The 26372-nt window shown below is 51.5% G+C and carries 24 protein-coding genes and 1 tRNA gene; 15 read left to right on the forward strand and 10 right to left on the reverse strand.

All coding sequences use genetic code 11. From position 1 onward, the window contains the following. From AC2CGP_RS14190 to AC2CGP_RS14215, 6 genes are all read left to right on the forward strand, one after another. Positions 1-3444, forward strand: a 3444-nt coding sequence (locus tag AC2CGP_RS14190) for a beta strand repeat-containing protein (RefSeq protein WP_484502364.1), incomplete at its 5' end; no start/stop codon positions are given. A gap of 170 nt (positions 3445-3614) precedes the next feature. After that, complete coding sequence (locus AC2CGP_RS14195) at positions 3615-5051, forward strand: TolC family outer membrane protein (protein WP_015367420.1); 1437 nt, start codon at positions 3615-3617, stop codon at positions 5049-5051. Then, positions 5048-7195, forward strand: a complete 2148-nt coding sequence (locus tag AC2CGP_RS14200; RefSeq protein WP_046884157.1) for a type I secretion system permease/ATPase — start codon at positions 5048-5050, stop codon at positions 7193-7195. Before AC2CGP_RS14195 ends, AC2CGP_RS14200 begins: the two co-directional genes overlap by 4 nt. Beyond that, positions 7192-8409, forward strand: a complete 1218-nt coding sequence (locus tag AC2CGP_RS14205) for an HlyD family type I secretion periplasmic adaptor subunit (protein ID WP_015367418.1) — start codon at positions 7192-7194, stop codon at positions 8407-8409. Before AC2CGP_RS14200 ends, AC2CGP_RS14205 begins: the two co-directional genes overlap by 4 nt. Positions 8410-8463: 54 nt before the next feature. Beyond that, on the forward strand, positions 8464-11598 hold the full coding sequence (locus AC2CGP_RS14210; RefSeq protein WP_213759532.1) for a glycosyltransferase: 3135 nt from the start codon (positions 8464-8466) through the stop codon (positions 11596-11598). Positions 11599-11744: 146 nt separating this feature from the next. Continuing rightward, entirely contained in the window at positions 11745-12617 is an 873-nt protein-coding gene (locus AC2CGP_RS14215; protein WP_213759535.1) for a peptidase, read from the forward strand. Between the two features lie 45 nt (positions 12618-12662). On the opposite strand, the gene hspQ is transcribed toward AC2CGP_RS14215, so the two are convergent. Next, on the reverse strand, positions 12663-12980 hold the full coding sequence (hspQ, locus tag AC2CGP_RS14220; RefSeq protein WP_015367415.1) for a heat shock protein HspQ: 318 nt from the start codon (positions 12978-12980) through the stop codon (positions 12663-12665). A 98-nt stretch (positions 12981-13078) separates the two neighbouring features. Continuing rightward, the gene (gene rlmI, locus AC2CGP_RS14225) at positions 13079-14281 is read right to left on the reverse strand and encodes a 23S rRNA (cytosine(1962)-C(5))-methyltransferase RlmI (RefSeq protein WP_015367414.1); all 1203 of its coding nucleotides are present in this window, start codon (positions 14279-14281) and stop codon (positions 13079-13081) included. Between the two features lie 182 nt (positions 14282-14463). On the opposite strand from rlmI, the gene yccX reads away from it, so the two are divergent. Continuing rightward, positions 14464-14745, forward strand: coding sequence for an acylphosphatase (gene yccX, locus AC2CGP_RS14230; protein WP_015704915.1), 282 nt, complete (start codon positions 14464-14466; stop codon positions 14743-14745). Here yccX and tusE read toward each other — a convergent pair. Together tusE and yccA are read right to left on the reverse strand one after the other, a co-directional pair. Beyond that, complete coding sequence (gene tusE / locus AC2CGP_RS14235; RefSeq protein ID WP_015367412.1) at positions 14742-15071, reverse strand: sulfurtransferase TusE; 330 nt, start codon at positions 15069-15071, stop codon at positions 14742-14744. The genes yccX and tusE overlap by 4 nt on opposite strands. 87 nt (positions 15072-15158) lie before the next feature. After that, complete coding sequence (gene yccA / locus AC2CGP_RS14240; protein ID WP_015704916.1) at positions 15159-15818, reverse strand: FtsH protease modulator YccA; 660 nt, start codon at positions 15816-15818, stop codon at positions 15159-15161. Positions 15819-16083: 265 nt separating this feature from the next. Here yccA and AC2CGP_RS14245 point away from each other — a divergent pair, with 265 nt between their 5' ends. The 4 genes from AC2CGP_RS14245 (at position 16084) to AC2CGP_RS14260 (ending at position 18917) form a co-directional block, all read left to right on the forward strand. Continuing rightward, positions 16084-17712, forward strand: a complete 1629-nt coding sequence (locus tag AC2CGP_RS14245) for an ABC transporter substrate-binding protein (protein ID WP_213759531.1) — start codon at positions 16084-16086, stop codon at positions 17710-17712. Between the two features lie 143 nt (positions 17713-17855). Next, positions 17856-17943, forward strand: a tRNA-Ser gene (locus AC2CGP_RS14250). 275 nt (positions 17944-18218) lie between these two features. Then, positions 18219-18488, forward strand: a complete 270-nt coding sequence (locus AC2CGP_RS14255; protein ID WP_032710168.1) for a hypothetical protein — start codon at positions 18219-18221, stop codon at positions 18486-18488. 3 nt (positions 18489-18491) lie between these two features. After that, positions 18492-18917 (forward strand): hypothetical protein, encoded by a 426-nt coding sequence (locus AC2CGP_RS14260; protein WP_032710169.1) that lies wholly within the window; start codon positions 18492-18494, stop codon positions 18915-18917. 147 nt (positions 18918-19064) lie between these two features. Here AC2CGP_RS14260 and AC2CGP_RS14265 read toward each other — a convergent pair whose 3' ends face one another. The 6 genes from AC2CGP_RS14265 to AC2CGP_RS14290 form a co-directional block, all read right to left on the reverse strand. Continuing rightward, positions 19065-20093 carry a tyrosine-type recombinase/integrase gene (locus AC2CGP_RS14265; protein ID WP_049052264.1) on the reverse strand — a complete coding sequence of 343 codons (1029 nt, stop codon included), beginning with the start codon at positions 20091-20093 and terminating at the stop codon, positions 19065-19067. Then, positions 20077-20310 (reverse strand): DUF4224 domain-containing protein, encoded by a 234-nt coding sequence (locus AC2CGP_RS14270; protein ID WP_071609812.1) that lies wholly within the window; start codon positions 20308-20310, stop codon positions 20077-20079. Before AC2CGP_RS14270 ends, AC2CGP_RS14265 begins: the two co-directional genes overlap by 17 nt. A 69-nt stretch (positions 20311-20379) precedes the next feature. Further along, a complete protein-coding gene (locus tag AC2CGP_RS14275) occupies positions 20380-22494 on the reverse strand; it encodes a 3'-5' exonuclease (protein WP_435339082.1) in 2115 nt (704 codons plus the stop codon). 194 nt (positions 22495-22688) lie between these two features. After that, positions 22689-22883, reverse strand: a complete 195-nt coding sequence (locus AC2CGP_RS14280; RefSeq protein WP_484502365.1) for a DUF1482 family protein — start codon at positions 22881-22883, stop codon at positions 22689-22691. Between the two features lie 308 nt (positions 22884-23191). Next, positions 23192-23314 (reverse strand): hypothetical protein, encoded by a 123-nt coding sequence (locus AC2CGP_RS14285; RefSeq protein WP_257850952.1) that lies wholly within the window; start codon positions 23312-23314, stop codon positions 23192-23194. Between the two features lie 267 nt (positions 23315-23581). Then, entirely contained in the window at positions 23582-23962 is a 381-nt protein-coding gene (locus AC2CGP_RS14290) for a helix-turn-helix domain-containing protein (RefSeq protein ID WP_032707013.1), read from the reverse strand. Positions 23963-24069: 107 nt separating this feature from the next. Here AC2CGP_RS14290 and AC2CGP_RS14295 point away from each other — a divergent pair, with 107 nt between their 5' ends. Genes AC2CGP_RS14295 through AC2CGP_RS14310 form a run of 4 tightly spaced genes read left to right on the forward strand, consistent with a single transcriptional unit; the run spans position 24070 to position 26363 of the window. Beyond that, positions 24070-24285 carry a helix-turn-helix domain-containing protein gene (locus AC2CGP_RS14295; protein ID WP_032707014.1) on the forward strand — a complete coding sequence of 72 codons (216 nt, stop codon included), beginning with the start codon at positions 24070-24072 and terminating at the stop codon, positions 24283-24285. Positions 24286-24287: 2 nt separating this feature from the next. Then, positions 24288-24842, forward strand: a complete 555-nt coding sequence (locus AC2CGP_RS14300; protein WP_045389612.1) for a toxin YdaT family protein — start codon at positions 24288-24290, stop codon at positions 24840-24842. A 44-nt stretch (positions 24843-24886) separates the two neighbouring features. Continuing rightward, entirely contained in the window at positions 24887-25906 is a 1020-nt protein-coding gene (locus AC2CGP_RS14305; protein WP_484502366.1) for a DnaT-like ssDNA-binding domain-containing protein, read from the forward strand. After that, entirely contained in the window at positions 25818-26363 is a 546-nt protein-coding gene (locus AC2CGP_RS14310) for a replication protein P (protein ID WP_484502367.1), read from the forward strand. Before AC2CGP_RS14305 ends, AC2CGP_RS14310 begins: the two co-directional genes overlap by 89 nt. Positions 26364-26372: the final 9 nt, after the last annotated feature.

A 26372-nucleotide genomic window follows, 5' to 3' on the forward strand; every position in this document is an offset into this window, starting at 1 on the left:
GACAGCGACTCGGATTCGGACAGCGACTCGGACTCGGACAGCGATTCGGACTCTGACAGCGACTCGGATTCGGACAGCGATTCGGATTCTGACAGTGATTCCGACTCCGACAGCGATTCGGACAGCGATTCGGATTCGGACAGCGATTCCGACTCCGACAGCGACTCGGATTCCGACAGCGATTCAGACTCGGACAGCGACTCGGACTCGGACAGCGACTCGGATTCTGACAGTGACTCGGATTCTGACAGTGACTCGGATTCTGACAGCGATTCGGATTCGGACAGCGATTCGGATTCGGACAGCGATTCGGACTCCGACAGCGACTCGGATTCTGACAGTGACTCGGATTCTGACAGTGACTCGGACTCTGACAGCGACTCGGATTCTGACAGCGATTCCGATTCGGACAGCGATTCCGACTCTGACAGTGATTCTGACTCGGATAGCGATTCGGATTCTGACAGTGACTCTGACTCGGATAGCGATTCGGATTCTGACAGCGACTCGGACTCCGACAGCGACTCGGATTCTGTTGAGGCAATACCTGATACCAACAGTTCTGAGGTTGTGCAGCATTACGGCAACCTTAATGGTACCGAAGGTAATCTGTCGCAGTTGGTTGGCGTCTCGCTGTTAAGCACGATTAATGTGTCACTGCTGTCTGGCAGTAGTTTCCGCTTCAACGTGGATAACAACACCACAGAAAATATGACTGTTGATGTCAGCGGCGTGTCACTGCTTTCAACCGGCGGACTGCTAACTTCGATAGTCAATCTGTTGGGGGCTGGAAATACGTTGACGGCCGACCTCTCGGTGATTGATGTCGCAACTGGACGAGTGGTCGCAATTGACCCTGGAAGTGTGAATATCAGCGCGACATTACTTGGCGGGCTGGTGTATAGCGGTACGGCATCCTTCGAGAACTTACCGGCAGGAAACTATGCGTTGGCGATTTCCTCACCGAATTCTGATGGGGTATTGGTTAGCTTGATTAATACGCTCGCGGGAGCGGGTGTAGCCACCTTTGTCGAGGCAACGGTAACCGATTCGTTGGGTTATAGCGGAAGCACCGTCACCGGCAACGTGCTGGAGGGTTCTGAAAATGGCGACATGGCTGATAGCGGTACGGGTCTGTCAGTTACCACTGTCACCGCGACATCTGCGGCGGGTGAACCTCACTCAGTCAACGGCGGCACAATATCAGTAACGGGGGCCTATGGCGTACTGACGATTAATGCTGACGGTAGCTATACCTATCAGGCGTCTGGTAAGGCGGGTTCGGCAGGTAATGCGGATGTATTCACATACACCATTACGGACAGCAATGGCGTGCAATCAACCACCACACTGACCATCAATATTGGCCAGGAGGTTGAATCGGCCCAGGCCAATCCGGATACCCAGGCTTACTACGTCGGGAATGTCGATGACAATATTGATATACAGGGAGGTAATGTCGTTCAACTGGCTGGACTTTCCTTACTCAATACGGTGAATGTCGCGCTGCCGACAAATGGCTTTAAATTTACCGTAGCCGACGGGACTGAACAGGATGTCACCCTGGCCGTTTCGGGGTCAACAACCTTAAGCGTGGCGCTTGGCGCGGTCACTCTGGATCTTATCCTGGTGAATACCGATACCAACCAGATTGTCGGCGTCATTAAGGATGGAATTTCGGCAACACCGCAGGGGCTCCTTGGATTAAGCCTGCAGTACGCGGGTGGCGGTGAGTTCGAAAAAATTGGTGCCGGTAACTATATGGTCGTTATTTCGTCGCCGACGACTGGAGGATTGATTGGTTCGATACTGAATCTGAATTTGGGCACCAGCATTAGTATGGAGGTGACTGATTCGACTAAATACGTGACGGGGAATGTTCTGCACACCGATAGCGATGGCGATGTTGGCGATACAGGTAATGGAATTACCGTAAGCAGCATCCAGTTTGGATCGCAGGTCGAGACCGTCACTGCCGGCGGCGTCACGATTAACGGCACCTACGGTACTCTGACTATCAAGTCTGATGGTAGCTATAGTTATCATGCTAATGGAACAACCGGTGTGGGTCAGAGTGATGTCTTCACCTATACGATAACGGATACGCTGGGTCATACATCGTCGACAACGCTGACGATGAACATTGAGTCAACGCCAGCGATAGCGGTTGATGATATCGCCTCCCTGTCGGTGGCAACGGCAATGCAGTCGGTTACCTGGACGCAAAGCGTCAGTAATCTTGCGGTAACAAATGCAGCAGTAGCGGCTAATACGACATCGACGACTAAAGTTACAAGCCAGAACTTTACCGTCGCTGAAGGCCGGGAAGTGGATAACGCTTCCATCACCCTAAATCTGAGTGGCACCAGGACTAGTGGCTTGACTGTATTGAACGGCGATCTCTCAGGGACAGTCACATTGGTTCATCATGTGATGGTTGACGGGGTAATGACTGATGTGACGGTCTGGAGCGGGCCTTTGAGTATGGCTCTGGATGGTGTCCCCATCATAAGCCCGACAACGGATACGGACACTGTGACGCTTAACCTGGTTAATGGAACTACTCCGGTACAACTTGCCGCAGGTGATTATACTCTGAGTATTAGTCATACGATGCAGGCTGGACCGGCAATGACATACAACCTGGCGGCGAGCGTGACGGGAACCGAGATTCATACCGATGCGCATCTGACGGCCGCGCAATCTGTGGCCGGCAATATCCTCGACGGTTCTGGCGCAGACGGGGTTCAGGATACGCTTGGATCATTGCATAGCGGGTTCACGATAACGGGGGAAAACAATCTGGGTGTCGTGACGCATTGGACATTCCATACTGATGGAACCTTGACCAACGACACAGGAACCAGCGCGACTAACGGGAAAGCGGTGCTGTATGGTGAATATGGAACGCTGACCATTGATGGGCAGGGAGGTTATACCTATCAGCTGAATAGCGGTATCAATACTGATGCCATTACGGCTAAGGAGACGTTTACTTACACACTTATTAGCAGTGATGGCGGTAGTTCGACGGCGAATTTGACCATCGATCTCCATCCGCAGATTGCCGGCAGCGTCAATGACGATAGCATTCACAGTACGGCTTACGATGACACCTATAGCATGGGAGTGGGCGCCGATACGGTGGTCTATAACCTGTTGGCGGATGACAACACGGGGGGCAACGGCAGCGATACCTGGAACGATTTCTCGGTCGCCCAGGGAGACCATATCGATGTCTCTGCGCTGCTGGTCGGCTGGAATGGATCCAGTGATACGCTGGGTAACTATATTACGCTGAGCTATGTCGGCGGTAATACGGTGGTTTCTATCGACCGCGATGGTTCGGGTGGAACGACGCACCAGCCAGCGACGTTAATCACGCTGCAGGGGGTCCATATCAATTCGCTCGACGAGCTGATTGATACCAATAACTCGCACTAAAATCAGACCATATCACGGGTGGCGCAGGGAGGCGCCGCCATTATGGCTTTATACGCTGGAGGTGAAACGACGAAAAACAACCCCGGAAACGATGGGCAATCGTTAAATAAAAAGAATGATGCGAAAAGAGTATATCCATATTTTCAGTGTGCTTTCTGAAGGGTAATTTTATGCGTCTATTTCAACAAAAAGGGATTGTCAGCGTTTACAGGTTCAGCACAATTTTGCTGTCGTTAAGCGTAATATTAACGGCTGATGCGGAAGAGCTTTCATTTCCGCCGACTAACATTAGTACTCAGAGATTAAACGATAGCCAACAGGTCGCCGGATATTCTGAGGATCTCATCAATCCGCAGAGTCATTTAACCGGCCCGTTAGATATTGCCACCGCGGTAAAATCAGCGGTCAACTGGCACCCGGCGATTACTCAGCAGGTGAGTAAACTTCAGGAACAGGTGCAGCGCGTGGATGTAGCTAAAGCCAAATATTATCCCCAGGTGAACGCGGGGATGAATAATGGTTATAGTAATTCATACTCCGATTCCGGCTATTCACCCTCATTAGTTGTTTCTGTTTCACAAATGCTCTACGACTTCGGCAAAGTCTCAAGCTCGGTCAGAGCGGCAGATGCCGCCGTTGCCCAGCAGCAGGCGATGGTGATGCTTAATATCGACCAGGTGGCCCATGATACTGCTGGCGCGGTGGTGCAGATGCAGGGCTACCAGAAGCTGGTGAAAATCGCTCAGGCACAAGTTGATTCGCTAAAACAAATTGGCGATCTGATCCGCCAGCGTAACGATGCCGGGGCAACTTCGCTCTCTGATGTTGTGCAGACTGACACTCGCGTTGAGGGAGCGCAGGCGACGCTTATCCAATATCAGGCGGCGCTCGAACGCTGGAAAGCGACTCTGGCCACCTATCTTGGGCTTGGCAGCATTACCTCCGTGACTGACGGCGTGCCGCAGGATATGGATGCGGCCTGTGCCGTAAGTAAAATTGATTATCGTGCCGTACCCGCTGTGCTGGCCGCTTTAGCGCAAGCCACGCAGGCGCAGGCGCAGCTCGATAACGCGACAGCGCAAATGCTACCGACCATCTCTCTGGAACCCCAGGTGACGCATTATCTGAATGATAATTACGCCAACAGCGCCGTGTTAAATAAAACGCAATATTCGGCGTGGGTCAAAGTGGAAATGCCAATCTACCAGGGGGGGGCATTAACGGCCTCCCGCGAAGCGGCGCAGCAAATTTTATCTGCGGCTAACGCCGGGATTAGAAACGCCCAACTCGATGCCAGTCAGAAATTAAGCGCCTCGCGCGATGAGGCGCTGAATCTTAAACAATCCATCAGTATCCAGCGCCGCCAGCAGCAACTTGGCGAGCAAACTCGCGCGCTCTATCAGGATCAATATCTGCAGTTGGGTACGCGTCCGCTACTGGATCTGCTTAACGTCGATCAGGAAATCTATCAGGCGCAATTCAGCCAGGTGTTAACTGAAGCACAACTGCGTAATCTGGAGCTGGACTGTCTGTTCAGTACTGGAAAGATGCGCTCCGTTTTTGCTCTGGATAATCAAAGCATCCAGGGTGTGGAGATCCGCCCATGAGCGAACAACCTCATCACAGCGATATTCCCCATCTTCTGGATTGGGCTAACGCGATGGCTTTTGTCGCCAGCCATTATCGGCAGAGCTATTCGCCGGGGACGCTGCATGCGGCGGCGGAGTGGGCGACGCAGAAAACACTGCCTGATGCGCTTAAACATCTCTGTCGGCACGCCGGTTTGCATTGTCAATTTCTCAACGGCAACGACCGGCGTATGTCGGCGTGGCGCTTGCCGCTAGTCGTTCAGCTTAAAGATGGGCAGATTGGTATTATCGAAAGCTTTGATCTTAATAATTTAGTTGGCATCCGTTTTGTCAAAGAGCTCACCTTACTCAGCCAGTGGCCGCTGGACGCATTATTGGCTGAGATTGAGCTTACCGTTGCATTTCGTCCAGCTTCGCCCGAAAAAGATATCCGAACTGAAAGTTATCTTGCGCGCTTTCAGCCGGACTGGCTGCGCAAAATCGTTCTCAAAGATATCCGCCCGTATATGCATGTCATGCTGGCATCGCTGGCAATTAATGTACTGGCTCTGGCCGGCATTCTATTTTCGATGCAGGTGTACGACCGGGTGATCCCGGCGCAGTCTTATCCCACCTTATACGTTTTATTCAGCGGCGTATTAATCGCTGCAGTATTCAACTTTATTCTCAAAATTACACGTGGACACGTTACTGACCTACTTGGCAAACGCGGAGATATTCGTATTTCCGATCGTGTATTTGGTCACGCGCTGCGGCTAAAAAACTCAGCGGTTCCGCGTTCTACTGGCAGTTTTATTTCACAGATACGCGAGCTCGAGCAGGTACGGGAAATGATGACGTCAACCATGATGACGGTTATTGCCGATCTGCCGTTTTTCATCCTTTTCCAACTGGTACTGTTCATTGTTTCGCCTTGGTTGAGTTGGATCGCGCCGGTCGCGACGATCCTGATGCTGCTTCCGGGATTTTTATTGCAAAAGAAACTGGCCGAACTGGCTAACAAGAATCAACACGAAAGCACGCTACGAAACGCCATTCTGGTGGAAAGCATTCAGGGCCTACCGGATATCAAAATGATGCAGGCGGAAAGCCGCTTTCTGCAGCAGTGGAATAGCTATGTGGCTATCACCGCAGAATCGGGGGTAAAAACCCGCAAAGTCACCCACGGCCTGGTGAGCTGGGGGATGTCTATCCAGAATCTGCTGTACGCCACGGTGGTGGTGGTCGGCGCGCCGCTGGTGATTAATGGCGACATTACAACCGGCGCGATGGTGGCGGCATCAATGTTGTCAAGCAGGATGGTGGCGCCAATGACCGCGCTCTGCGGCGTATTGGCGCGCTGGCAGCAGGTGAAGGTGGCGAAAGCCAGCCTGGATAATCTGATGGCGCTGCCGGTAGAAGGCGGGCAGGATGAGCCGCGCATCCACCGCGCTGTGCTGCACGGCAACTATGAGTTTCGCAACGCTGAGTTTCGCTACGGCAAGGACAACGGCCCCATTCCGCTGCGTATTAAGCAGTTATCGATTAAGGCCGGGGAGAAAATCGCTATCCTCGGACGCATCGGCGCCGGCAAATCGACGCTATTGCAGGCGATGATGGGTAACGTTGAGCTGGCATCCGGTGAGCTGCGGCTCGACGATCTTGCCCTGCCGCAAATCGATCTGGCGGATATTCGCCGCAATGCGACTTTGCTGACCCAGGAAGCTCGTCTGTTCCACGGAACGCTACGGGAAAATTTAACGCTGGGAAGGCCAATGGCCAGTGATGACGAACTGGTGAAGGTACTGGAACTGTGCGGGGCGATGGAGTTCGTCAGTAAACTGCCCATGGGGCTTGAGCATCTGGTGATGGAAGGGGGCCTTGGCCTTTCCGGCGGGCAACGGCAATCATTGCTGCTGGCGCGCTCTCTGCTGCGCGACCCCAATATTATTTTGCTGGATGAGCCGACTTCATTCTTTGATGAACGCACCGAAAAAGCGTTTGTCGAGCAACTGGCGCATTGGGTGGGCGAACGTACATTGATTATTGCTACCCATAAAGCGGCGATACTGAGCATTGTCGATCGTATTTTGGTTATCCAGGATGGGCAACTGGCGTTGGATAAACCTAAAGCGACGGTCTTTGAACAAGAAAAAGCGCGTGGCCAGGTGGTGAATATATGAATAAGTCCGACGCGATTCTCCCACTGGCGCAGGATGCCGATCCGGTTTCTGACATGGTCGATAATGAACGGGATGAGGCTGAACTGGTCAAATCGCGCCGCTTAATTCTCCTGCTGGCGCTGCTAATGGTAGTGACCGGCGTATGGGCGTGGTTTGCGACCCTGGACGAGGTTTCGACCGGGACAGGTAAGGTGATCCCAAGCTCTCGTGAGCAGGTGCTACAAACCCTTGATGGCGGGATCTTAACCGAGCTCAACGTCCGCGAGGGGAGCAGGGTGGCGGCCGGGCAGGTCGTCGCGCGGCTTGATCCTACCCGTAGCGAATCGAACGTCGGCGAGAGCCAGGCGAAATATCGCGCTTCACTGGCAGCAAGCATTCGCCTTACCGCCGAAGTTAATAACCAACCGCTGATTTTTCCTCCTTCTCTTAAGGCCTGGCCGGGGTTACTGGCGGAAGAAACCCGCCTCTATCATAGCCGACGGGACCAGCTAACCAAATCGATGCGCCAGCTTGAGCAGTCGCTGTCGTTGGTGAAAAGCGAGTTGGCTATCAACGAAAGGCTGGCTAAAACCGGCGCTGCCAGTAATGTGGAAGTGCTGCGTTTGCGCCAACAGGCTGCCGATATTGAGTTAAAGAAAATCGATCTCAACACCCGCTACTACGTCGATGCCCGCGAACAGTTATCGAAAGCCAATGCCGACGTAGCCAGTCTTGCCGAAGTCATTAAAGGGCGGGCGGATTCCGTCGCCCGGCTGACCGTTCGCTCGCCTGTGCAGGGGATCGTCAAAAATATCAAGGTCAACACCATTGGCGGCGTTATTGCCCCGAACGGCGAACTGATGGACATCGTGCCGATCGATGGTCGCTTATTAATTGAAGCGCGTATTTCGCCACGCGATATTGCTTTTATTCATCCCGATCAGAAGGCGCTGGTGAAAATCACCGCCTATGATTATGCCATCTACGGCGCGCTTAATGGGGTCGTTGAGACCATTTCTCCCGATACTATTCAGGACGAGGCAAAACCCGATCTTTATTACTATCGGGTGTTTATCCGTACCGATCATAACTATCTGGAAAATAAACACGGTAAGCGTTTTTTAATCGGTCCGGGAATGATCGCCACTGTTGATATTAAAACCGGCGAAAAGACGGTAATGGATTATCTGGTGAAACCATTTAATCGAGCAAAAGAGGCGCTGAGAGAAAGGTAATACCCACAAGTTGGCTTCATGTTTGGTGAAATTTTCAACGTATGGAGATTTGAGATGGCATTAAGCGATTTATTACAACAGGCCTGCTTTCAGAGCAGACCATTAAAAACGACCGCGCTGCCTGCTGATTATCCCGGGTGGGTTATCTTTTTTAGCGTGAGTGATGGTAAGGAGCGGGCGCATGTCCAGGTCGCAGCGGCGGCCAGTTTTGATCAAGCCTGGCTTGCTGGCGCCAGAGCCCTGCAGGAGTGGCGCAAAAAACAAGACAACGAACCACAGTGGTTGCGTATTGATATTGTCGATAGCGTTGAAAAACTCAGCTGGGAAAATCTACAGAAGAAACTCAGCATCACCAAACGCAATTATTTCCGCTTTGGCCTCTCTTTCGATGCGCAATTTACTCAGGCGATCCTCGAACAGGAAATTGCGGCGAATGCCTTATTGTATGACGGAGATAACGGTGTCGCGGCGCCAAATGGCATCAATCTGGAAAACTATGGCCAACGACGCTTTAAACAAAGTTTGAGCTGGCCGGATGCACCACAGCAGATACTTTGGCGTTTCAAAACCCGCGCGGTATTCTGCGACCGCAGCGGCGCCAGGCTGATTGAGCACAGCGGCCGCAGTTCAGGCTACCGCGTTATCGGCGAAGAATGGCAAAAAAACTGGCTGGCGGAAGTGATCAAAAAAGGTAGCGATTACTTAGCTCGTCAGGTGAAAAAAGATGGACTTTATTACTACGGTTGGTTTCCCTGTTTCGATCGTCCTGTACGATCCTATAACGCCTTGCGTCATGCCAGTTCGACCTATTCGTTAATTGAAGCATGGGAAGCAACCAGGCAACCGCACCTGCGCCAGGCGATCGATCGAGCGATTGGTTACCTGGTTACCAATCTTATTTCTGTGCGCACCCTTGACGATGGGCAACAGGCGGCATTTTTGTGTGATGTCGATAATGAAATTAAACTCGGCGGCAATGCGGTGAGTATTCTGGCGCTGGTCAAATACACGGAAACGACAGGCGACCAGCAGCACCTGGAATTAATGGCGCAACTGGCCGCCGGCATTGCATTTATGCAGGATGCGCAGAGCGGCGAGTTTGTCCATGTTCTCAATAGTCACGACCTCTCGTTGAAGGCTAAGCATCGTATTATCTACTACGATGGCGAGGCGGCGTTCGCGTTGATGCGTTTGTATAGCCTGACGCAAATGCCGCAGTGGCTGGCGATGGTTGAAAAAGCGTTCGAATACTTCATTCGGCAACAGCACTGGCAGCATCACGACCACTGGCTGAGTTACTGTGTTAACGAATTGACGCGTTTTCGTCCGGAAGAACGTTATTTTCGCTTTGGGCTGGATAACGTGCGTGGACATCTGGATTTCGTACTGCAGCGCGTGACAACCTATCCGACGCTGCTGGAGCTGATGATGGCGGCAGCAGAGATGATTGCGCGCCTTGACGCTTCGCCGGCGCAACGTCATTTACTTGAAGGGTTTGATAAAGAAAAGTTCTATCAGGCGTTGGAGTGTCGTGCGCGCTACCTGCTGGATGGTTTCTTCTGGCCGGAACTGGCGATGTTCTTTAAAAACCCGGCGCGTATCGTCAACAGCTTCTTTATTCGCCACCACAGCTACCGCGTGCGTATTGATGACGTTGAGCACTATCTGTCTGGCTATATTGCCTATCAAAAATATTATCAGGCGGCGACTATGCGCCAGTCAATTCCTGCGGTTGCGCCTCCCGAACGCCGGGGGACAACGGTATTTTTGTTAGAGAACCTGCGTGATGTTGGCAACGGTATTGAAGTCGCCGCCACCCGGCGTGCGAAGCTGTTCGTCGAGCACCTGCAGACTGTGCCCTGGCTTATCACCGCAATGTGGGATCCGGAACTGCATGTCGCGGTCAAGGCGTTAAAGGCGCGCGGCGCGTTGCCGGAAGAGGTGCCGGTTTATAACCTCTACGAGGCTTTAGTGACGAGCTTCGCAGCGGGGAAAATTATCCCGCTGCCTGCGCTTAAAGGTGAGGTTGAGCTCCGACAGGCTATCGCGCCGAAGGCCCAGGCCTCGGTCGGCAAAAATAACTATCAGCTACGCCCGCAGGGACAGCTGGTGGAGGATTATGTCGATGGCGCCGGCAATGTTCTGCTGCGCAAATATTTCGACGAAAGAAAAGCGAATTTGCAAATTGCCCGTATCGATGTTGCCTTGCCTGACGGCGACGTTAAATCCTTCAACCAGCAGGAGGCGTTCTTCTCGTGGATGCTGGAGATGATGCTGCCCGACGAGCGCCGCTGGCATTTTATCGTCGATAAAAATAAAGCCTGGAAAGCGTTTGTCTGTTCTCGTCCGGCACAGCGGATAGGCTGCACGCTGAGCGCGATTATCCACTCCCATCATCAGCTGCTTAATGGCGTAGTGAAAGCCTCCTACCGCCACTTAATTGAGCAACCGGAACTGGTTGACCGCTTAATCGTTCTCACCGATGAGCAGTGGCAGGACTTACAGCATGAAGGATTTCCCGGCGAACGTCTGACCGTCATCCCTAATCATATGGATGACAGCAAAATTCCGGCAAACCCGCAAAAGGATCCCTCTGAAACCGTTATCTACCTGGCGCGTTACTCGGAAGAGAAGCAGCACATGATGTTGTTTAACGCCTTTCGCAAGGTAGCGGCGCAGCTTCCTGGTGCGCGACTGCATACCTATGGCGTTGGGCCGTTACGCCGTACTCTCAGCGATCAGATAAAAGCGTGGAAAATGGAGGACATCATCTCCATTAATGGCTTTACCTCAGATATTGCCACAGTACATAAATCCGCCTGCTGCACGGTATTGTGCTCAAATCAGGAAGGGCAATCCTTGTCAGCCGTTGAGGCGATGGCGTACGGCACGCCGCTCATCAGCTTTGCGATAAAATATGGCCCGCGCGATATTCTGCAGGATCGACAGGCCGGGATCCTGGTGCCATACGGTGATGAAGATGCGCTGGCGGTGGCGTTGGTACAGGTTATTTCTGACAAGGCGCTACAAAAAGAGATGCAGGCTGCCGCCCTGCGTAACGCGCGACGTTATTGCGCCAATGCGATTGCCCAACGCTGGGAGCAGTGGTTGCAGCAGAATGAACAGCGGATAAGCGCTGAGGGCCAACAGGGGCCGAACGTGGTTTCTCTCAAAGAACGGGTAGTGTAAGACGACTGCCGCCCCGGCGAGCATATGATGTCGGGGCGGAGCATGTCGGGGGAGGCGGCGCTATGCAACCAGTAAAATCATGGGCGACATCAATAGCAGCGTGTTGGTTGGCGATGTCTTGTCTCCCTTCAGCCTCCGCGGAAGAAATGGTGCAGGTATCGCGCTGTGTTAAAGGTTCGATACTACTTAAGCATGTTCTTGAAAAAGAATATGTCGAAGATGAGTTCCACATTTTTTATAGCCTGCAGGGGCCTGATGCCCTTAAATTTCAGTACGACAGTTCGGGTAGCGGTGTTCCCGACAGCATTAAGGATATTGCCGTTCAGCTACAGGCCGCTAAATATCTCTACTCCACGGTATTGGGATTACGCTTTCCGCTACAGCAGAAAATTTACGCACAGGCGCGGCAAATCAACATTTATGTGCTGACTTTACCAAAAGGTAACGGCCTTGCCTTCGACCGCGTCGCTTCAGAAACGATGGGCGATGGCAGGCAGATACCTTGCGGCCTGAAGTTTGTGCTGAATGCTGCGCTAGATCCAGCCCGTAACGTCACACCGGCTCATGAGTTTTTCCATCTTTATCAATATGGTTACGCGGTGTTTAAACAACGATGGTATCTGGAAGGAATGGCGCGCTGGATGGAAAATAGTTTTAAAGCGCCAGAGAAAAATACCCGTCGTCTGGCCGTGTTACCGGCCTGTGAAAGTAACTTCTCGCGCGGCTACTCTGCGGCCAACTACTGGGCAAGCGTCGCGGCGGCGCGATTTGCCAGCGTCGCGCTGCCTGCCGCTGCTCAGCGTTTTCGCTACAGCGATGGTTCTACGGTGTTGATTGCGCAGGACGTTGCCGGGGGAGGAATGCTACAGCCTTTCTTTAATCAGCTGTCCCGCAATAGCGCTGCGCAGTCAAGACAGCTGAATGTCGCTAATACTCGTTGGTCAGAAGCTCAACAACAGGCCCCGCAGTTTAACAGCGCGATTTGTCAGGCTTTAGCTGAAGCAGAGGTTGAGCATTAAGAGCGATCGTGGAAACACGCCGCCCATCGGGGCGGCGCGGAGGGCTTAGTTACGCAGACGCGGCGCCTGCAACTGCTTACGGATAGTCTGCGCCAGTTCGTCCATCGACGGCTGTTCGGGATGTTCATCGCTGGCTTCACTGCTGAGCTGCGCTTCCGCGAGGTAGGTGTGGACAGGCTGGCCGTCCTCATCTTCCATCACAACATGATACCAGGGGGCCGCGCGCAGTTCATCGTTGGCGCCGATTTCATCCGCGGCGGGCTCGTCAAGCGAATACTCTGGATCGATATCAACGATTACGCCAAGGTAGCCGAGTAGCGTATGGCGAACCTGTTGGCCGATACCGAATTTGCTGGCAATCATAGTCACCTCCCGGGAAACGCTGGCGCCCACTGTATCCATCATCTTCAAATGTTCTTGAGTCATGAGAATAACGTGTGGGCGATGTTCCGCTTTTCAAGTTACATGACGCGACAGGCAAACCCTTTCAGATACAGTCCTTCCGGGTAGGTTGCGATCACCGGGTGATCGGCAGCCTGACGGAACTGCTCTATAAATTGTACATCACGCCCGGCATCTATTGCGGCGTCGGCGATGATTTTCTGAAATAAATCGGTGGTCATCAGGCCGGAACAGGAGAAAGTCAGCAGCACGCCGCCTGGGTTCAACAGCTGGATCGCCAGCATATTAATGTCTTTATAACCGCGGCAGGCGCCCATCAGTTGGCTTTTGTTTTCGACGAATTTCGGCGGATCCATGACGATAACATCGAATTTTTCCCCCTGATCGCGATATTTACGCAGCAGTTTGAACACGTCGTCGCGTACGAATTCGGCTTTCGACAGATCCAGCTTATTGAGCTCAACGTTCTGTCTGGCGACATCCAGCGCCTCTTGTGAGGTATCAACGCTGGTGACCTGGCGGCAGCCGCCCATCAGCGCAGAAACCGCGAATCCGCCGGTATAAGAGAAGCAGTTGAGGACGCGCTTATCGGCGACGTAGCGGCGGGTCGCCAGACGGCTATCGCGCTGATCGAGATAGTAGCCGGTTTTATGACCGCCCTGAATATCTACCAGCAGCTGCATACCGTGTTCGGTAATGGGCAGTAGCGCTGGCGGCAGTTCGCCTACCACCGGGCCTTGCGCCAGGTCCAATCCTTCTTTTTTACGTACCGCCACATCGCTACGATCGTAGATCGAGCATTGCGGGAACAGGGTCTGCAGAGCGCTGACGATGGCCGCACGCTGATATTCCGCGCCGGCGCTCAACAGCTGCAGGACGAAGAAATCGCCAAAGCGATCGATTGTCACGCCTGGCAGGCCGTCGGATTCCCCGGCGATTAAACGATAGCTGTCAAGACCATCGCGTTCGGCCAGCCATTGGCGCCAGGTTTGCGCCTGCTGCAGGCGACGCTCAAAAAAAGCATTATCGATAGCTTCATGACGATCGAAACTCCAGACGCGGGCGCGGATCTGCGAGGAGGGCGAATAGGCGCCGCGAGCAAGCCATTTCCCCTGCGAATCAACGATATCGATCGTCTCGCCGGAGCGAGCTTTACCTTCCATCCGGGCGACGGCGCCGGAGAAAATCCATGGATGGCGACGCAGCAGGGATTTCTCGCGTCCTTTGGCTAATACTAAGCGGGGGATAATGGAATCTGTCATGGAGCTACCTTTAAGCGACGGAGTGTCGGCACCGAAAAATGGCGCGTAGATTAGCATAACTGGCTGGGGCAAGCACCATTCCTGCCGCCGCCGGGCGGATGTTTTAGCGTCAGGCAAAAGTGAGTATGCTGGTGGGAATTTGCTATTCTCTGCATCAGGATAGCGCAGTTGAGGGGGTAATAATGGCGAAGGTATGCACGATGGCGTGGGTTCACGGAGTCGTCCAGGGCGTGGGATTCCGCTATTCAACGCAGCGTGAAGCGCTGCAGCTGGGGCTGACCGGTTACGCGCGAAATCTGGATGATGGCAGCGTAGAAGTGCTGGCCTGCGGGGAAGCGGAGCAGGTGGAAAAACTGATTGCCTGGCTTAAGGCCGGCGGGCCGCGTAGCGCAAGGGTCGACAGGGTGTTAACCGAGCCCCATCAACCCACCAGAGAGTGGCAAAAATTCGCTATTCTCTATTAAATGCACTTTACAGGCTTCGGCAGGCCGGCGATTTTCGTCGCCTGCTTGGCCGGCCCTTTGGGGAATAACCGGTACAGATAGCGGCTGTTGCCTTTCTCTTCACCGAATTTATTCGCCATGGCTTTGACCAGCATACGGATGGCTGGCGAAGTGTTGAACTCCAGATAAAAATCGCGCACGAAGCGCACTACTTCCCAGTGTTCGACGGACAGGCTGATCCCTTCCTGAGCGGCGATAACCTCCGCCATCGCTTCACTCCACTGAGTCGTCTCTTTCAGATAGCCTTCGCTATCGGTCTCTATTTCACTGCCTTCAAAGATAAACATGATTTTTCACATAATGCGGAAACTGCGCGCAGTGTAGCAAAAAATAAGGCCCCGCATAAGCGAGGCCTGGTGTTGCAGGAGAGAAGGTTAGTCTCTGCTGGCGAAGCCGAGGATGCTGAGCAGGCTGACAAAGATGTTGTACAGCGAAACATACAGGCTAACGGTGGCGCGAATGTAGTTGGTCTCGCCGCCGCGGATGATGTTGCTGGTTTCAAACAAAATCGCGCCGGAAGAGATAAGGATGAACACCGCGCTGATGGCCAGATGTAGAGCTGGCAGCTGCAGGAAGATGTTCGCCACCATACCAATCAGAACGACCACTACGCCCGCCATCAGCATGCCGCCGAGGAAAGACATGTCTTTGCGCGTCGTCAACACGTAAGCCGAGCAGCAGAAGAAGACCAGGGCGGTGCCGCCCAACGCCAGGCCGATCAAATCGCCCATGCCTGCGGACAGGTAAGCGTTCAGCATTGGCCCCAGAATGTAGCCGAGGAAGCCGGTAAAGGCGAAGGCCGCCAGAATACCGCTTGGCTTATTAGCCAGTTTGTAGGTCAGGAACATCAGACCATACATACCCACCAGGGTGAGGATAAGGCCCGGAGACGGCAGCATCAGCACGGTACTGGCGGTGGCGGTGATCGCCGAAAACGCCAGCGTCAGGCTGAGTAGAAAATAGGTGTTACGCAGAACTTTGTGCGTGCTGAGCAGCGATGAACGGTCACGCGATGAGGTAATTATACGATCCATGAGTCACTCTCTTATGACAGATGTAATTAGTTATGAAGCATAAGAAAAGCGAGCCGAAAGCCATAATGCTTTTACCCATCTTTACTCAGATCCCGGTGTCGGTGGGGCAGCGTTTTATTCTGGTGAAACAGATTAATGCAGTATGTTTATGCGTTCAGCGGCGGAAAGCAGATCTGAATCTTATAGGTCACTGAAAAATATTGCCTTATTGCCAGTCAGCGACTAAGTGTGGAAGGGGTATCAACGAAGCATAAAGGCAAGGGAAATGAAACGACAACAATATAACCACATCACACACGCATTACTGGTTTTGGGTTTACTCGGCAGCGCGGCCATGGCAATGGCCGCCCAGGTCCCGCAGGGTACCGAACTTGCAGCAAAACAGGAGCTTGTCAGGAACAACGGTAATGAACCCGCTTCGCTCGACCCGCATAAGGTCGAAAGCGACGTCGAGTTTAATATCATTAGCGATCTGTTCGAAGGACTGGTAAGCGTTTCGCCGCAGGGCGAGATTCAGCCGCGGCTGGCGCTGAAGTGGGAGAATAAAGATAACCTCATCTGGACTTTCCATCTGCGTCCGGGGATCACCTGGTCCGATGGTTCAGCGATTACCGCGCAGGATATCGTCTGGAGCTGGCAGCGGCTGGTCACACCGACCACCGCTTCGCCGTACGCCAGCTATCCGGGCAATATGCATATTGTTAACGCCCGCGATATCTCGGAGGGGAAACAGCCGCCGGAAACTCTCGGCGTAAAAGCGCTGGACGATACCACGCTGCAGGTCACGTTAAACCAGCCTAACGCCGCCTTCCTCGCGATGCTTGCTCACCCGTCGCTGGTGCCTATTGATAAGGTGCTGGTGGAGCGTTTTGGGGATAAATGGACTAAACCGGAACATATTGTCACCAGCGGCCCTTACACGCTGTCGAAGTGGGTCGTCAACGAGCGCATCGTGGCGCAACGCAATCCTAAATACTGGGATAATGAACATACGGTAATCAATAAAGTGACCTATCTGCCGATTACTTCCGAAGCGGCGGATGTGAATCGTTATAAAGCCGGTGAGATAGATATTGTTTATACGGTGCCGGTGAACCAGTTTGCGTTACTCAAGAAAACGATGGGCTCGCAGCTGAACGTTGCGCCACAGCTGGCGACCTACTATTACGAACTGAATACCACTAAACCGCCCTTTAATGACCCCCGAGTGCGCCGGGCGCTCAACATGGGGCTGGATAAAGATATCATCGCCGATAAGGTGATGGGGCAGGGACAACGTCCGGCATGGCTGATTAGCCAGCCCGATATCGGCGGCGTCACGCTGAAACAACCGGATTACGCCAGCTGGCCGCGCGACAAACGCATTGCCGAGGCAAAAAAACTGCTTAACGAGGCGGGCTTTAATGAAAGCCATCCGCTGGTCTTTAATCTGCTGTATAACACCTCGGAGACGCACCAGCGCATTGCTATCGCCGCCAGTTCGATGTGGAAGAAAAATCTCGGCGTAGAGGCGAAGCTGCAGAACCAGGAGTGGAAGACCATGCTGGATACCATGCATACGCATAATTTTGATGCCGTACGTTATGCCTGGATCGCCGATTATGACGATGCGGCGTCATTCCTGAATAACTTCCGCACCGGCGACAGCGAAAACACCAGCCAGTACAGTAACCCGGCCTATGATAAGGCGCTGCATGATGCGGCGAAGGCGGCGGATACCACCGCGCGAGGCAAATTCTATCAGCAGGCGGAGGATCTGTTGGCTGAGGATGTGCCCGCGATTCCGGTTTATCACTATGTGCGTACCCATTTAGTGAAGCCGTGGGTCGGCGGCTTCGAGCCGGATAAGCTGGGTTACTACTACACCAAAGATATGTACATCATAAAACATTGAGTCAAAGGGCGCTCTCAACGCCGAATTTCTGTGCAAACTGCCTGAAATTCAGACGAATAACACAGATTTGTTTGTTTTTAAGGCAGTTGAACAAAATGATGCTTTACAGCATCGGCAGAGGTGTTTATAGTGCGCCCCATACCGGAAGCGTGGCCGAGCGGTTGAAGGCACCGGTCTTGAAAACCGGCGACCCGAAAGGGTTCTAGAGTTCGAATCTCTACGCTTCCGCCAAATAAAACAAGGGGTTACCGAAAGGTAACCCCTTGTTGCTTTGGGCTGTTGGTATAGTGTTGGTATATTCTGTTGGTATATTCTGTGAAAAAAGACAGGGTCAGTAGTTGGTAGAAGGCGATTTTTTTGCCCCCAAATTTTGTTCACTTGTTTTTTTCGCCAAAACCGATTTTGTCGTTCTGTGCTTGTTGTTAGATTTCGCTCATTCTATGCTTGCTTAAAGCATTAACATCGATGATAACCTTTAACGATGGAGCAATAACAAGGAGAGTCATATGGCAGTTTTTGCAATAATAGCCTCCAATGATGGGCCAGGTTTAGGCCTGAAAATTAAAAGCACCATTCAGCCGCAGGATTTTTGCGAGGTAGATGGGAATACATGGCTTGTTAGTGCCCCACAGCATATTGTGACAGCTAAAGAGCTTTCTGATTTTCTGGGAATATCGACGGGTGCTATCGGGCAGGTCGTCGTTCTTCATGTCACGACCTACTACGGTTTCCATAAACGCGAAATGTGGGACTGGCTGGCGATGAAAGGGGTTTAAGCGATGGCGGGTAATTACAACTATAATTCGTCCCCCAATAATGAAAGCCCGCGCAGGGACGGACCTCCCAGCCGTACGAACGAGAATGCGCAGATTCAGTGGTTGATTGAGTCTGTTACTCAGCTCAAAACCAGTCATGAATCACTGAATGGAAAAATTGAACAGCGGTTTGAGTGTCTGGAAACGAAGATCGACGCCAGAAATCAGACAACAGACGCCAGAGTCGATGCACGACATCAGACGACAGAACAAAAAATCAGTGGTAATCACGATCTCCTGATGAATAAAATCGAGACGATGGAGTTGAGAATTCAAAAATCGATTTCGGATTCAAAGGTTGACGGGATTAAGTGGGCTATCGGTCTGGCTATCGGCCTACCATCCGTTGCATGGATGGTGATACAGATAGTGAAAGCTGTCATACGATGAACAAATACCCCGGGTTACCAACCGGTGACCCTAAATGGTTTTAGAGTTCGAACACCTACGCCTCCGCCAAATAAAACAAGGAGTTACCGAAAGGTAACTCCTTGTTACTTTGGGTTGTTGGTATATTATGCTGCCCAACTGCCGCTTTCACTTCTCCTTACTCATCATCGGAACATCCAACGTCGGCGAAATTTTGACCTTACGATCATACGTCACAACCTGGCTTTCTGTTTTGTGTCCACTAAACATCTGCTTCTCTTTGCTACTACCTTCATAGTCTGAAATTGCCTTGGCTTTAATATCATGGAACGTACCCGGAACAGGTCGACCCAGTTTCACCGCGGCTTGCTTTTTCGCGTTATTCCACCATGTATTGAATGTTTTTTTATTCATCCGTCCACCTGATGGTGAAGGGATTACATAACCGGCTGCTGATTTTCCGATAAGATGTTTTTTAGCCAAATCAATCGCCGCACGTAGACGGGGTGTCCATTTCTTGATCTGTTTTTTACCCGTCTTGTTTTGCTCAATAAAAATCCCATCTTCCATTAGCTCGGAAACTATCAAATCAAAAACGTCGCCTTCGCGGGCTGCACAGAGATAAGATATTTCCATCGCAACTTTTACTTCTATTCGTGCGCATTCGTAAACAGCCAGATAATCTTCATCTGGAATATAAACGTCACGATCTGCGAGAGTGAACTTACGGATCCCGCGACAGGGATTTCCCTTCACATAGCCACGTTCAAAGCCCCAACCAAAAACCCGCGACATGCTGGATACTTCCTGATTTGCCTGGTTCTTACTGGAAACGCCGCGCTTATCCATATAAATACGAACCTGCTCAATTTTAATGTCGTCTGCTTTCATCTTGCCGAATACCGCCAGTAGCTTCTTCTGGTGTTGGCGATAATCACTCTGGGTACGAGTCGCCAGCTCAGTGAATGTCGGGCTGTCGAGGAACATTCCCCATAGCTTGGCAAATGTCATTACGTCATGGCGCTCAGCTTTTGCTTTTTCGTAATTGGCCCAGAGTTTTGACATACTTGTTTCGCGTATCTTCCCCAAACTAATACTTTTCTTTGTACCTTTTGGTTTCCAGACATAGCTATATTTATTTTTTGTGACCCGAGGCGGAAGTTGTATATCCTTCGGATCTTTACGTGGTCTTCCCATAGATGGCGTCAAAGTTGGGTTCTGTTGCAACATACTCGTCAACCTTTGGCAATTCAGTAATATTAGGTGCCAGACTTCTACGCAGGACAATTGGGCGATTTCTTCGATCCGTAGTAAACGGAATGCCGTGACATCGAAGTTGACGCTGCTGTTCTGTGTACCGTCTGTATCCAGTAATTTCAGCAATTTCCACTGGTGACAGTGTGAGTTCGTACATAGCTATCACCTCAGATAGCCAGCCAGTAAAAGATAACTGGCTGGTGGGCGTAATTCTGAAAATAAAAAATCAGTTTTGAGTCAGTTTTTGCAGCACTCTATTACCCTCAATGAGACGCTGCCAGATTGCAGAAACATACCGGGCCTGGTGTATAGCATCGGCAAGGGCGTTGTGCCGTTCTCCCTCAAATGGGATGGTTTTCTTCGGGTCGATTCCAATTGCTTTACCGAGCTCTACAATTGTTCGAACATCGCGATCATTCCAGTATTCCCATGGGTATTCTTCAGCGATGAAATCAAATGAAGAACGCAGAATACAATTATCGAAAGATGCACCATTTCCCCAGACCTGTGCTTTTTTGCGACCGCCCGGGATATTTTCAAAAATGAATTCACCGAACTGGAGCAGGGCATCATGTAGCGGGATAGCATCATCATTAACGATTGCCGAGCGCGCTTCAGAGGACTGCTTAAGCCACCAGATGACGGTTGATGGATCCATTTTGGCGCCCCAATCCACTGAGGATTCCAGGCTTACGACTTTGTAGAAACTTTCTCCGATTGAGCCTGTTGCCGGATCAAACACAACTGCGCCGATAGCGACGATAGGAGCGTCTTGTTTATTCCCCATGGTTTCAAGGTCAACCATGACGTGAATATTATCTGCTGGTAAATCTTCAACATCATTATGATGTCCGGATTCAATATTTACGGTAGTTGTTTCGCTACCAATGTCAGCATTACCTGCACCTGTCTCAGTTGCTGTTTCGCTCTCAGAAATTTCATTATCAGTTTCGGTTTCATTCCCGAAATTCTCTTCCATCTGCACATCGCTGGTGGTCTCTTTTTCCTGGGCTGTGGTTTCTGATGACATGAGGCCATCAATGGAGAACACGCCGCCGCCGAGGTTGGCAACTCCTGGCTGCTTAGTTTCTGTCAGATGTTCTGTTACCCACTTTGGATCTGTTGGGTCACTTATCCCTTCAACAAACTCCCCGCGGTCTGCGGCAAGCTGGCGGCTAATTTCGCTTTCCCAGCTTTTGTTTGGGGTATGACGTGCTGCTTTTAGTGTTTCTTCTGAGGGCTTTGAATGCTCGCTTTCTGTAAGGCTCGCGCTGATATAACCACGAAGCCTATCTGGGAATGGAGTTAATCCAGAAGACGCTTCGCGGATCAGAGCGAAAATTGCTGCGCGCGAGTAATCGAGGATCCCAGGTGTGGCACGAAGTGATGAGGACCATTCTTTGAATGGACTTTCTTTTTTCTGAACGATTTCTTTCGCACGACGGTAAACGTCGCCCGGAATATCATAGATGTTAAAATCCATCGGCAGAGTTGCTAAGGCAATTTCTAGGTCCAAGCTATCAAAATCATGGCTAAGCTCAGGGTTACGATCGGTCTTATTGCCGCCGCCAGCATTGGCGCCTGAAGGTGTACGACTTATTGATGATATGTAATTACCAGCAGCCCATTCTTTGGTTAGGACCCCACGGTCAATGTGTGCCGTTTCAAACCACAATTTGGTAAACTGAACCTGCTTACCAAGCTCATAGCGCTTTCCTTCTGGGAAAACGGTTTTGAAGGCACTGGTGAATTTCCACAGACCAGGCATATCGTATTTCTTAATTTCCGGAACATTTTCAGCAGCCAGAATCAGATTCTGTACAGCGTGATTCTCCGTATCCATTTCCATCACAGAAAGGCGGTCACGGTGCGGAATGCTAATGTGATAAACATGGCGATCGTCGGCCATGTACTGGGCAAGCAGCTGCGTGCGGAAAGGCATTTCAGCCAGGTTGAACAGGGCATCTTCATTGGCCGAATAGTCCTCTTCATCATTCTTGCTGACAGGGGGATTAGCTACCGGTTCATTGCTTACTTCTGGCTCAGCAGGGACTGGAGCAGCAATTTTTTGCCAGCTCAGTCCATCCTCGCCAAGTTCGTAGCGGTCACACCAGGTGTCATCCAGTACACCTTCTTCCGGTAGGTCATCAACGATAAACCAGTTGGTGCGGATAGGCAGCTGGTGGTTGGCGCCGCGGCCAACATTAATCTCAGCGTCTTCCAGAATGTCCAGGATACGGCGTTCGGCGCGGGAATCGGATTTAGCAGAGAACCAGCAGAAGAGGTTTTTAGCTTCGGTGGCTTTTGCCTTTGATTTAATGAGATACGCGTAGTTGTTCATTGCGTTTGGGTTCCTTAAGGCTGTAAGATACCCGGGACTGTGAAAGCTCCCTCTGGGTAGTGGTCATTGTCAAAACTCGAATCCGGAAAGCTTTGGTCGGCTAACCGGGGTACTTAACCCGCCTTGCGCGGGTTTTGTGCTTTATGGGCCTTTTTCAGGCTGGTGGTGTTCAATAGTCATTCTCAAAACCCGAATCAGAAACTTACTGCAGGCTGTTGGTCGTCAGCCGTCTTCAATGCCTTTTTAAATGGCTGGCATGTGCCTTTTACGTGCTGGGCCTCAGCATCGCTGTTACAACTGGTCTCAGATGGATACACGCCTATCAGGACATCAGAGCACTCGCCAGTCAGGGCGCACACGCTGATGACAAGGGCAAACAGCGTATTCATGCTTTAGCCTCAGGGTTCCCTTTCTGGGCTAACAGGTAGCAAAGCTGACGTAGCCTTGCTTCAAACCAGTTCAGTCGTGTTGCCTGGTGGCCAGTCGGTACTCGGGCAAAATCTGTCATATTCATCTCCCGTTTATTGATGGGTAGGGGCTTTGCAGCACGGCGCCGGGTGCCTCCCGGTGGCTGCAGCCAGTTAACAACTGCTGCCGACCTGCTTTTTCCCGCAACATGGAAACCGCCCATGTTTACCTTTTAACTGTGTCGCGCGCGCTTAGCCGCATTCACCGTGGTGCAAAGCAAAATTTGCGATTAGAACTCTGGTGCAGTCGTATCAATTCGCTTAACTGAAAGCGCCTCTTTGAACTCTGCAAAACTCAATACTTCGTCGCCTTCTGACAGGCTTTCAAAATATGCTTCGTATTCCTTTTCCATCACTGTTTCCTTCCCTTAAGGCCGGGTCGCCGAACGTTGAAACCTGCTGCGAGTGTTATTGCTGTCATCTCATCCGGTGTTTCGTATGCCGCCGGCAGCTACTACGTGGGCTTCCTGCCTCGATGACGTCTCTGTGTTTATAGTTAAACTCAAAACGTGTTTGATTGTCAACACGTGTTGTGTTTTGGTCTTGAGATTGTTTACGGGAGGAAAAAAAAGGCACAAAAAAACCAGCCATATGGCTGGTTTGTATGAAATTAGAGTTGATTATTCTTCGGTGCTTTTAAAACGACCACGTAAATATTTTTCTACGTAATCGTCTATCTCCTTAAGACGAACTTGAAACAGATCTATCATTCGTTCTTGTTCAGATTCGGGCAGTTGATCAAACAAGCTGATAAGCCTTCTATGTTGAGGCGTCAGCCATTCCTGCGTGCTGTCCTCTCCGAAAATAAGTTCAGAAGGTGACATTTTTAAGGCCTTAGCAAGCGCAACAGCATCATCAATACCAATGGTTCTACTCGCTGACTCGTAGTTGCCCACGCGGGACTGAGCCCACCCGCATATTTCAGCAAGTGCTTTCTGAGATAGTCCTCTTTGCTCTCTGGCTTGTTTAAGACGAGCTGCAATTTGTTCATTCGTATTCATAAAGCGGTTTTACCACGTTGCGTGTTATCACTCAAAAAACATACCGTGTTGACACTCAAACACATACCGTGTTTTAATCTCTTCATCGCTTCTGTGCAGAGGTAAAAATGAACAACATCGCGAAGGAGAGACAGTCTCTCGGACTTACTCAAGAACAACTGGCCTCACTTTTTGGTTGGCGCCAGTCACGAATTTCTAATTACGAAAATGGGACACGAAAACCAACGCTGATTGACTGCCGCCGTATCGTAGAGCAGCTAAACAAGCTAGGGGCTGAATGTACCCTCGATAGTGTTTTCCCACCAAATATGGAGAAGGAATAAGCATGCAAACCATCTCTTTTGAAAATCATATCCCGGTGAAGGGTATGCAGCTGAAAACAGAAAATCAGTATTTACCGACGCGCCGCGATCGCAATAAGTGCAGGGCCATTTATACCGCCGTTCAGGAATGGGAGTCTTCATTACCTGGGCGTGCGCAAGACCACGTCGCGCAGCTGGTGGCCGAACAGTGGGAGAAACAAAACGGGCGCGGAATCAGCGTCAATAAACAGAATCTGTATCGCTACCTGAAAAACGAGGGCGGTTCAGAGAAGTACACCAGTTATGTCATCCAGCTTTCGACGGCGATCGCTGATGCAATGCCGATAGAGATCGCGCGCAAACATGGCCTAAAAAGTGGCTTAACTGAAACCGAGCTGGTGGCCAATGCAATCAAAGAATGCAGCGAAGCGCACCAGGCCAAGTTGCTTGGCGCACCTCTGCAGAAGCTAGAGCGTGAAATACGCGAAGCTGCAATTGCACTTTTTAACATGCTTCCTGCAGATGCGGCGGGACCACTACTGGCGAGCATTAGCGCCGTAGCGCCGCAATTTTTTTAATCGAGTTTTTACAATGAGTACCGTACAGAAAATAAGGGGGCTTCATGAGCATTGATGCAATGCGATGGGCCAAAAAAGTCAAAACCGGGAAATCTTCTGCGAAGGCAGTTCTGACCTGGCTGGCCGATATGTGCGGGGCTGATCTCTGTGCTTTTCCATCCATTCCTGCGCTGGCTGAAGCAACTGAACTGGATAAGAAAACAGTCCAGTCGAGTCTGCAATATCTGGTCTCGATTGGGCTTATTGAAGATACAGGTGAACGGCGTGGGCGGACTAAACAAATCCCTGTTTACCGGCTTCTTGGTGTGGAAGAAAGCATTGCCGAAGCTGAACACACCCAAAAACGGGAACATTACCAAAAACGGGATCGTTTAAACACACCCGAAAACGGTGTTGTTACATCTGCTAAGGGTACCGAAAACGGGACTGTTTCCTGTACGCAAAACAACCAAACGATCCCGTTTTTTCCGTCAAACGATCCCAAAAACGGGATCCGGAATCTACCAGAGGAACCAAAAGATATAACCCCCACATATAGCGATCTGGTCGAACCAGCTAACCCGAGTTATCCGAATCAGCCCGGGGTTGCCTTTGGTGCCAGTCAGACATTTGGGAAGTTTGCGATGCACCATGACTGGAAACCATCCGCGGAATTTCCCAGACAGGCCACGCTCTGGGGCATGCCGCTAAAGCCGGGGTTAAATCTTCCCGCAGAGCTAAGTAGCTTCATTGCCTACTGGCAGGCCGAAGGAAAAGTATTCCATCAGGTGCAATGGGAACAGAAGTTAGCCCGGCATCTCAGCCGGGCGGAAGTCCGCCAGAAAAAACCAGTTAACGGGGGTAACGCGAATGCAGGAGTTCAACCAGATAACACCAGATCTCGGGCAGTCCAGGAAATTCAGGCGGCCCGAGAGCGCTGGGCACGCAGGAACGGACTTGCTGGCGGCGGAAACTGCATGGCGCCTATGGACAGTCATGGGGGAAATATATTCGAACAGGTGGACACAGAAGAACGGGGCGGAGCCCTCGGATATGTGGATGGCCAAGATTGGAGCGATGAATGAAGCGCAGATCACACGTGTCTGCCAACAGTGTATTGAGCGATGTGCTTCGGGTAATAGCTGGCCACCGGATCTGGCTGAGTTTGTGTCGCTGGTTTCTGCTAGTGGGGCCAATCCCTTCAATCTGACCACTGAAGTGGTGATGGATGAATACAAGCGCTGGCGTAATGAGTCTTATCGCTATTCCGACAGCGACAGATACCCTTGGAAACAGGACGTGCTGTATCACATTTGCATTGAGATGCGTAGGAGTGGGGTTGAGCGAAGTCTGACTGAGGGGGAGCTGAAGAAACTGGCGGGTAAGTTACTCATGAAATGGACAAAGCACGTGGCTAATGGGTTTTCTATCCCGCCGATTCGTCGGCAGCTTGAAGCGCCGCGACATCCGGCAGGGCCGACACCAGCACAGCTTCTGATGGAAGAGTACAAACGCCGCAAAGAGGCAGGTTTAACCAAGTAAACGAGTTTT

It is taken from the genome of Klebsiella sp. SYXHC3 (assembly GCF_057196925.1).

Excerpts from the sequence above, each read along its gene's own strand:
- AC2CGP_RS14300 (WP_045389612.1), top strand. The coding sequence starts at position 24,288 with ATGCAAACCATCTCTTTTGAAAATCATATCCCGGTGAAGGGTATGCAG.
- AC2CGP_RS14260 (WP_032710169.1), top strand. The coding sequence starts at position 18,492 with ATGGCGGGTAATTACAACTATAATTCGTCCCCCAATAATGAAAGCCCG.
- AC2CGP_RS14275 (WP_435339082.1), bottom strand. The coding sequence starts at position 22,494 with ATGAACAACTACGCGTATCTCATTAAATCAAAGGCAAAAGCCACCGAA.
- yccX (WP_015704915.1), top strand. The coding sequence starts at position 14,464 with ATGGCGAAGGTATGCACGATGGCGTGGGTTCACGGAGTCGTCCAGGGC.
- AC2CGP_RS14215 (WP_213759535.1), top strand. The coding sequence starts at position 11,745 with ATGGTGCAGGTATCGCGCTGTGTTAAAGGTTCGATACTACTTAAGCAT.
- hspQ (WP_015367415.1), bottom strand. The coding sequence starts at position 12,980 with ATGATTGCCAGCAAATTCGGTATCGGCCAACAGGTTCGCCATACGCTA.
- AC2CGP_RS14245 (WP_213759531.1), top strand. The coding sequence starts at position 16,084 with ATGAAACGACAACAATATAACCACATCACACACGCATTACTGGTTTTG.
- tusE (WP_015367412.1), bottom strand. The coding sequence starts at position 15,071 with ATGTTTATCTTTGAAGGCAGTGAAATAGAGACCGATAGCGAAGGCTAT.
- AC2CGP_RS14285 (WP_257850952.1), bottom strand. The coding sequence starts at position 23,314 with ATGGAAAAGGAATACGAAGCATATTTTGAAAGCCTGTCAGAAGGCGAC.
- yccA (WP_015704916.1), bottom strand. The coding sequence starts at position 15,818 with ATGGATCGTATAATTACCTCATCGCGTGACCGTTCATCGCTGCTCAGC.
- AC2CGP_RS14255 (WP_032710168.1), top strand. The coding sequence starts at position 18,219 with ATGGCAGTTTTTGCAATAATAGCCTCCAATGATGGGCCAGGTTTAGGC.
- AC2CGP_RS14270 (WP_071609812.1), bottom strand. The coding sequence starts at position 20,310 with ATGTACGAACTCACACTGTCACCAGTGGAAATTGCTGAAATTACTGGA.
- AC2CGP_RS14210 (WP_213759532.1), top strand. The coding sequence starts at position 8,464 with ATGGCATTAAGCGATTTATTACAACAGGCCTGCTTTCAGAGCAGACCA.
- AC2CGP_RS14310 (WP_484502367.1), top strand. The coding sequence starts at position 25,818 with ATGGGGGAAATATATTCGAACAGGTGGACACAGAAGAACGGGGCGGAG.
- AC2CGP_RS14290 (WP_032707013.1), bottom strand. The coding sequence starts at position 23,962 with ATGAATACGAATGAACAAATTGCAGCTCGTCTTAAACAAGCCAGAGAG.
- AC2CGP_RS14280 (WP_484502365.1), bottom strand. The coding sequence starts at position 22,883 with ATGAATACGCTGTTTGCCCTTGTCATCAGCGTGTGCGCCCTGACTGGC.
- AC2CGP_RS14195 (WP_015367420.1), top strand. The coding sequence starts at position 3,615 with ATGCGTCTATTTCAACAAAAAGGGATTGTCAGCGTTTACAGGTTCAGC.
- AC2CGP_RS14295 (WP_032707014.1), top strand. The coding sequence starts at position 24,070 with ATGAACAACATCGCGAAGGAGAGACAGTCTCTCGGACTTACTCAAGAA.
- rlmI (WP_015367414.1), bottom strand. The coding sequence starts at position 14,281 with ATGACAGATTCCATTATCCCCCGCTTAGTATTAGCCAAAGGACGCGAG.
- AC2CGP_RS14305 (WP_484502366.1), top strand. The coding sequence starts at position 24,887 with ATGAGCATTGATGCAATGCGATGGGCCAAAAAAGTCAAAACCGGGAAA.
- AC2CGP_RS14205 (WP_015367418.1), top strand. The coding sequence starts at position 7,192 with ATGAATAAGTCCGACGCGATTCTCCCACTGGCGCAGGATGCCGATCCG.
- AC2CGP_RS14265 (WP_049052264.1), bottom strand. The coding sequence starts at position 20,093 with ATGGGAAGACCACGTAAAGATCCGAAGGATATACAACTTCCGCCTCGG.
- AC2CGP_RS14200 (WP_046884157.1), top strand. The coding sequence starts at position 5,048 with ATGAGCGAACAACCTCATCACAGCGATATTCCCCATCTTCTGGATTGG.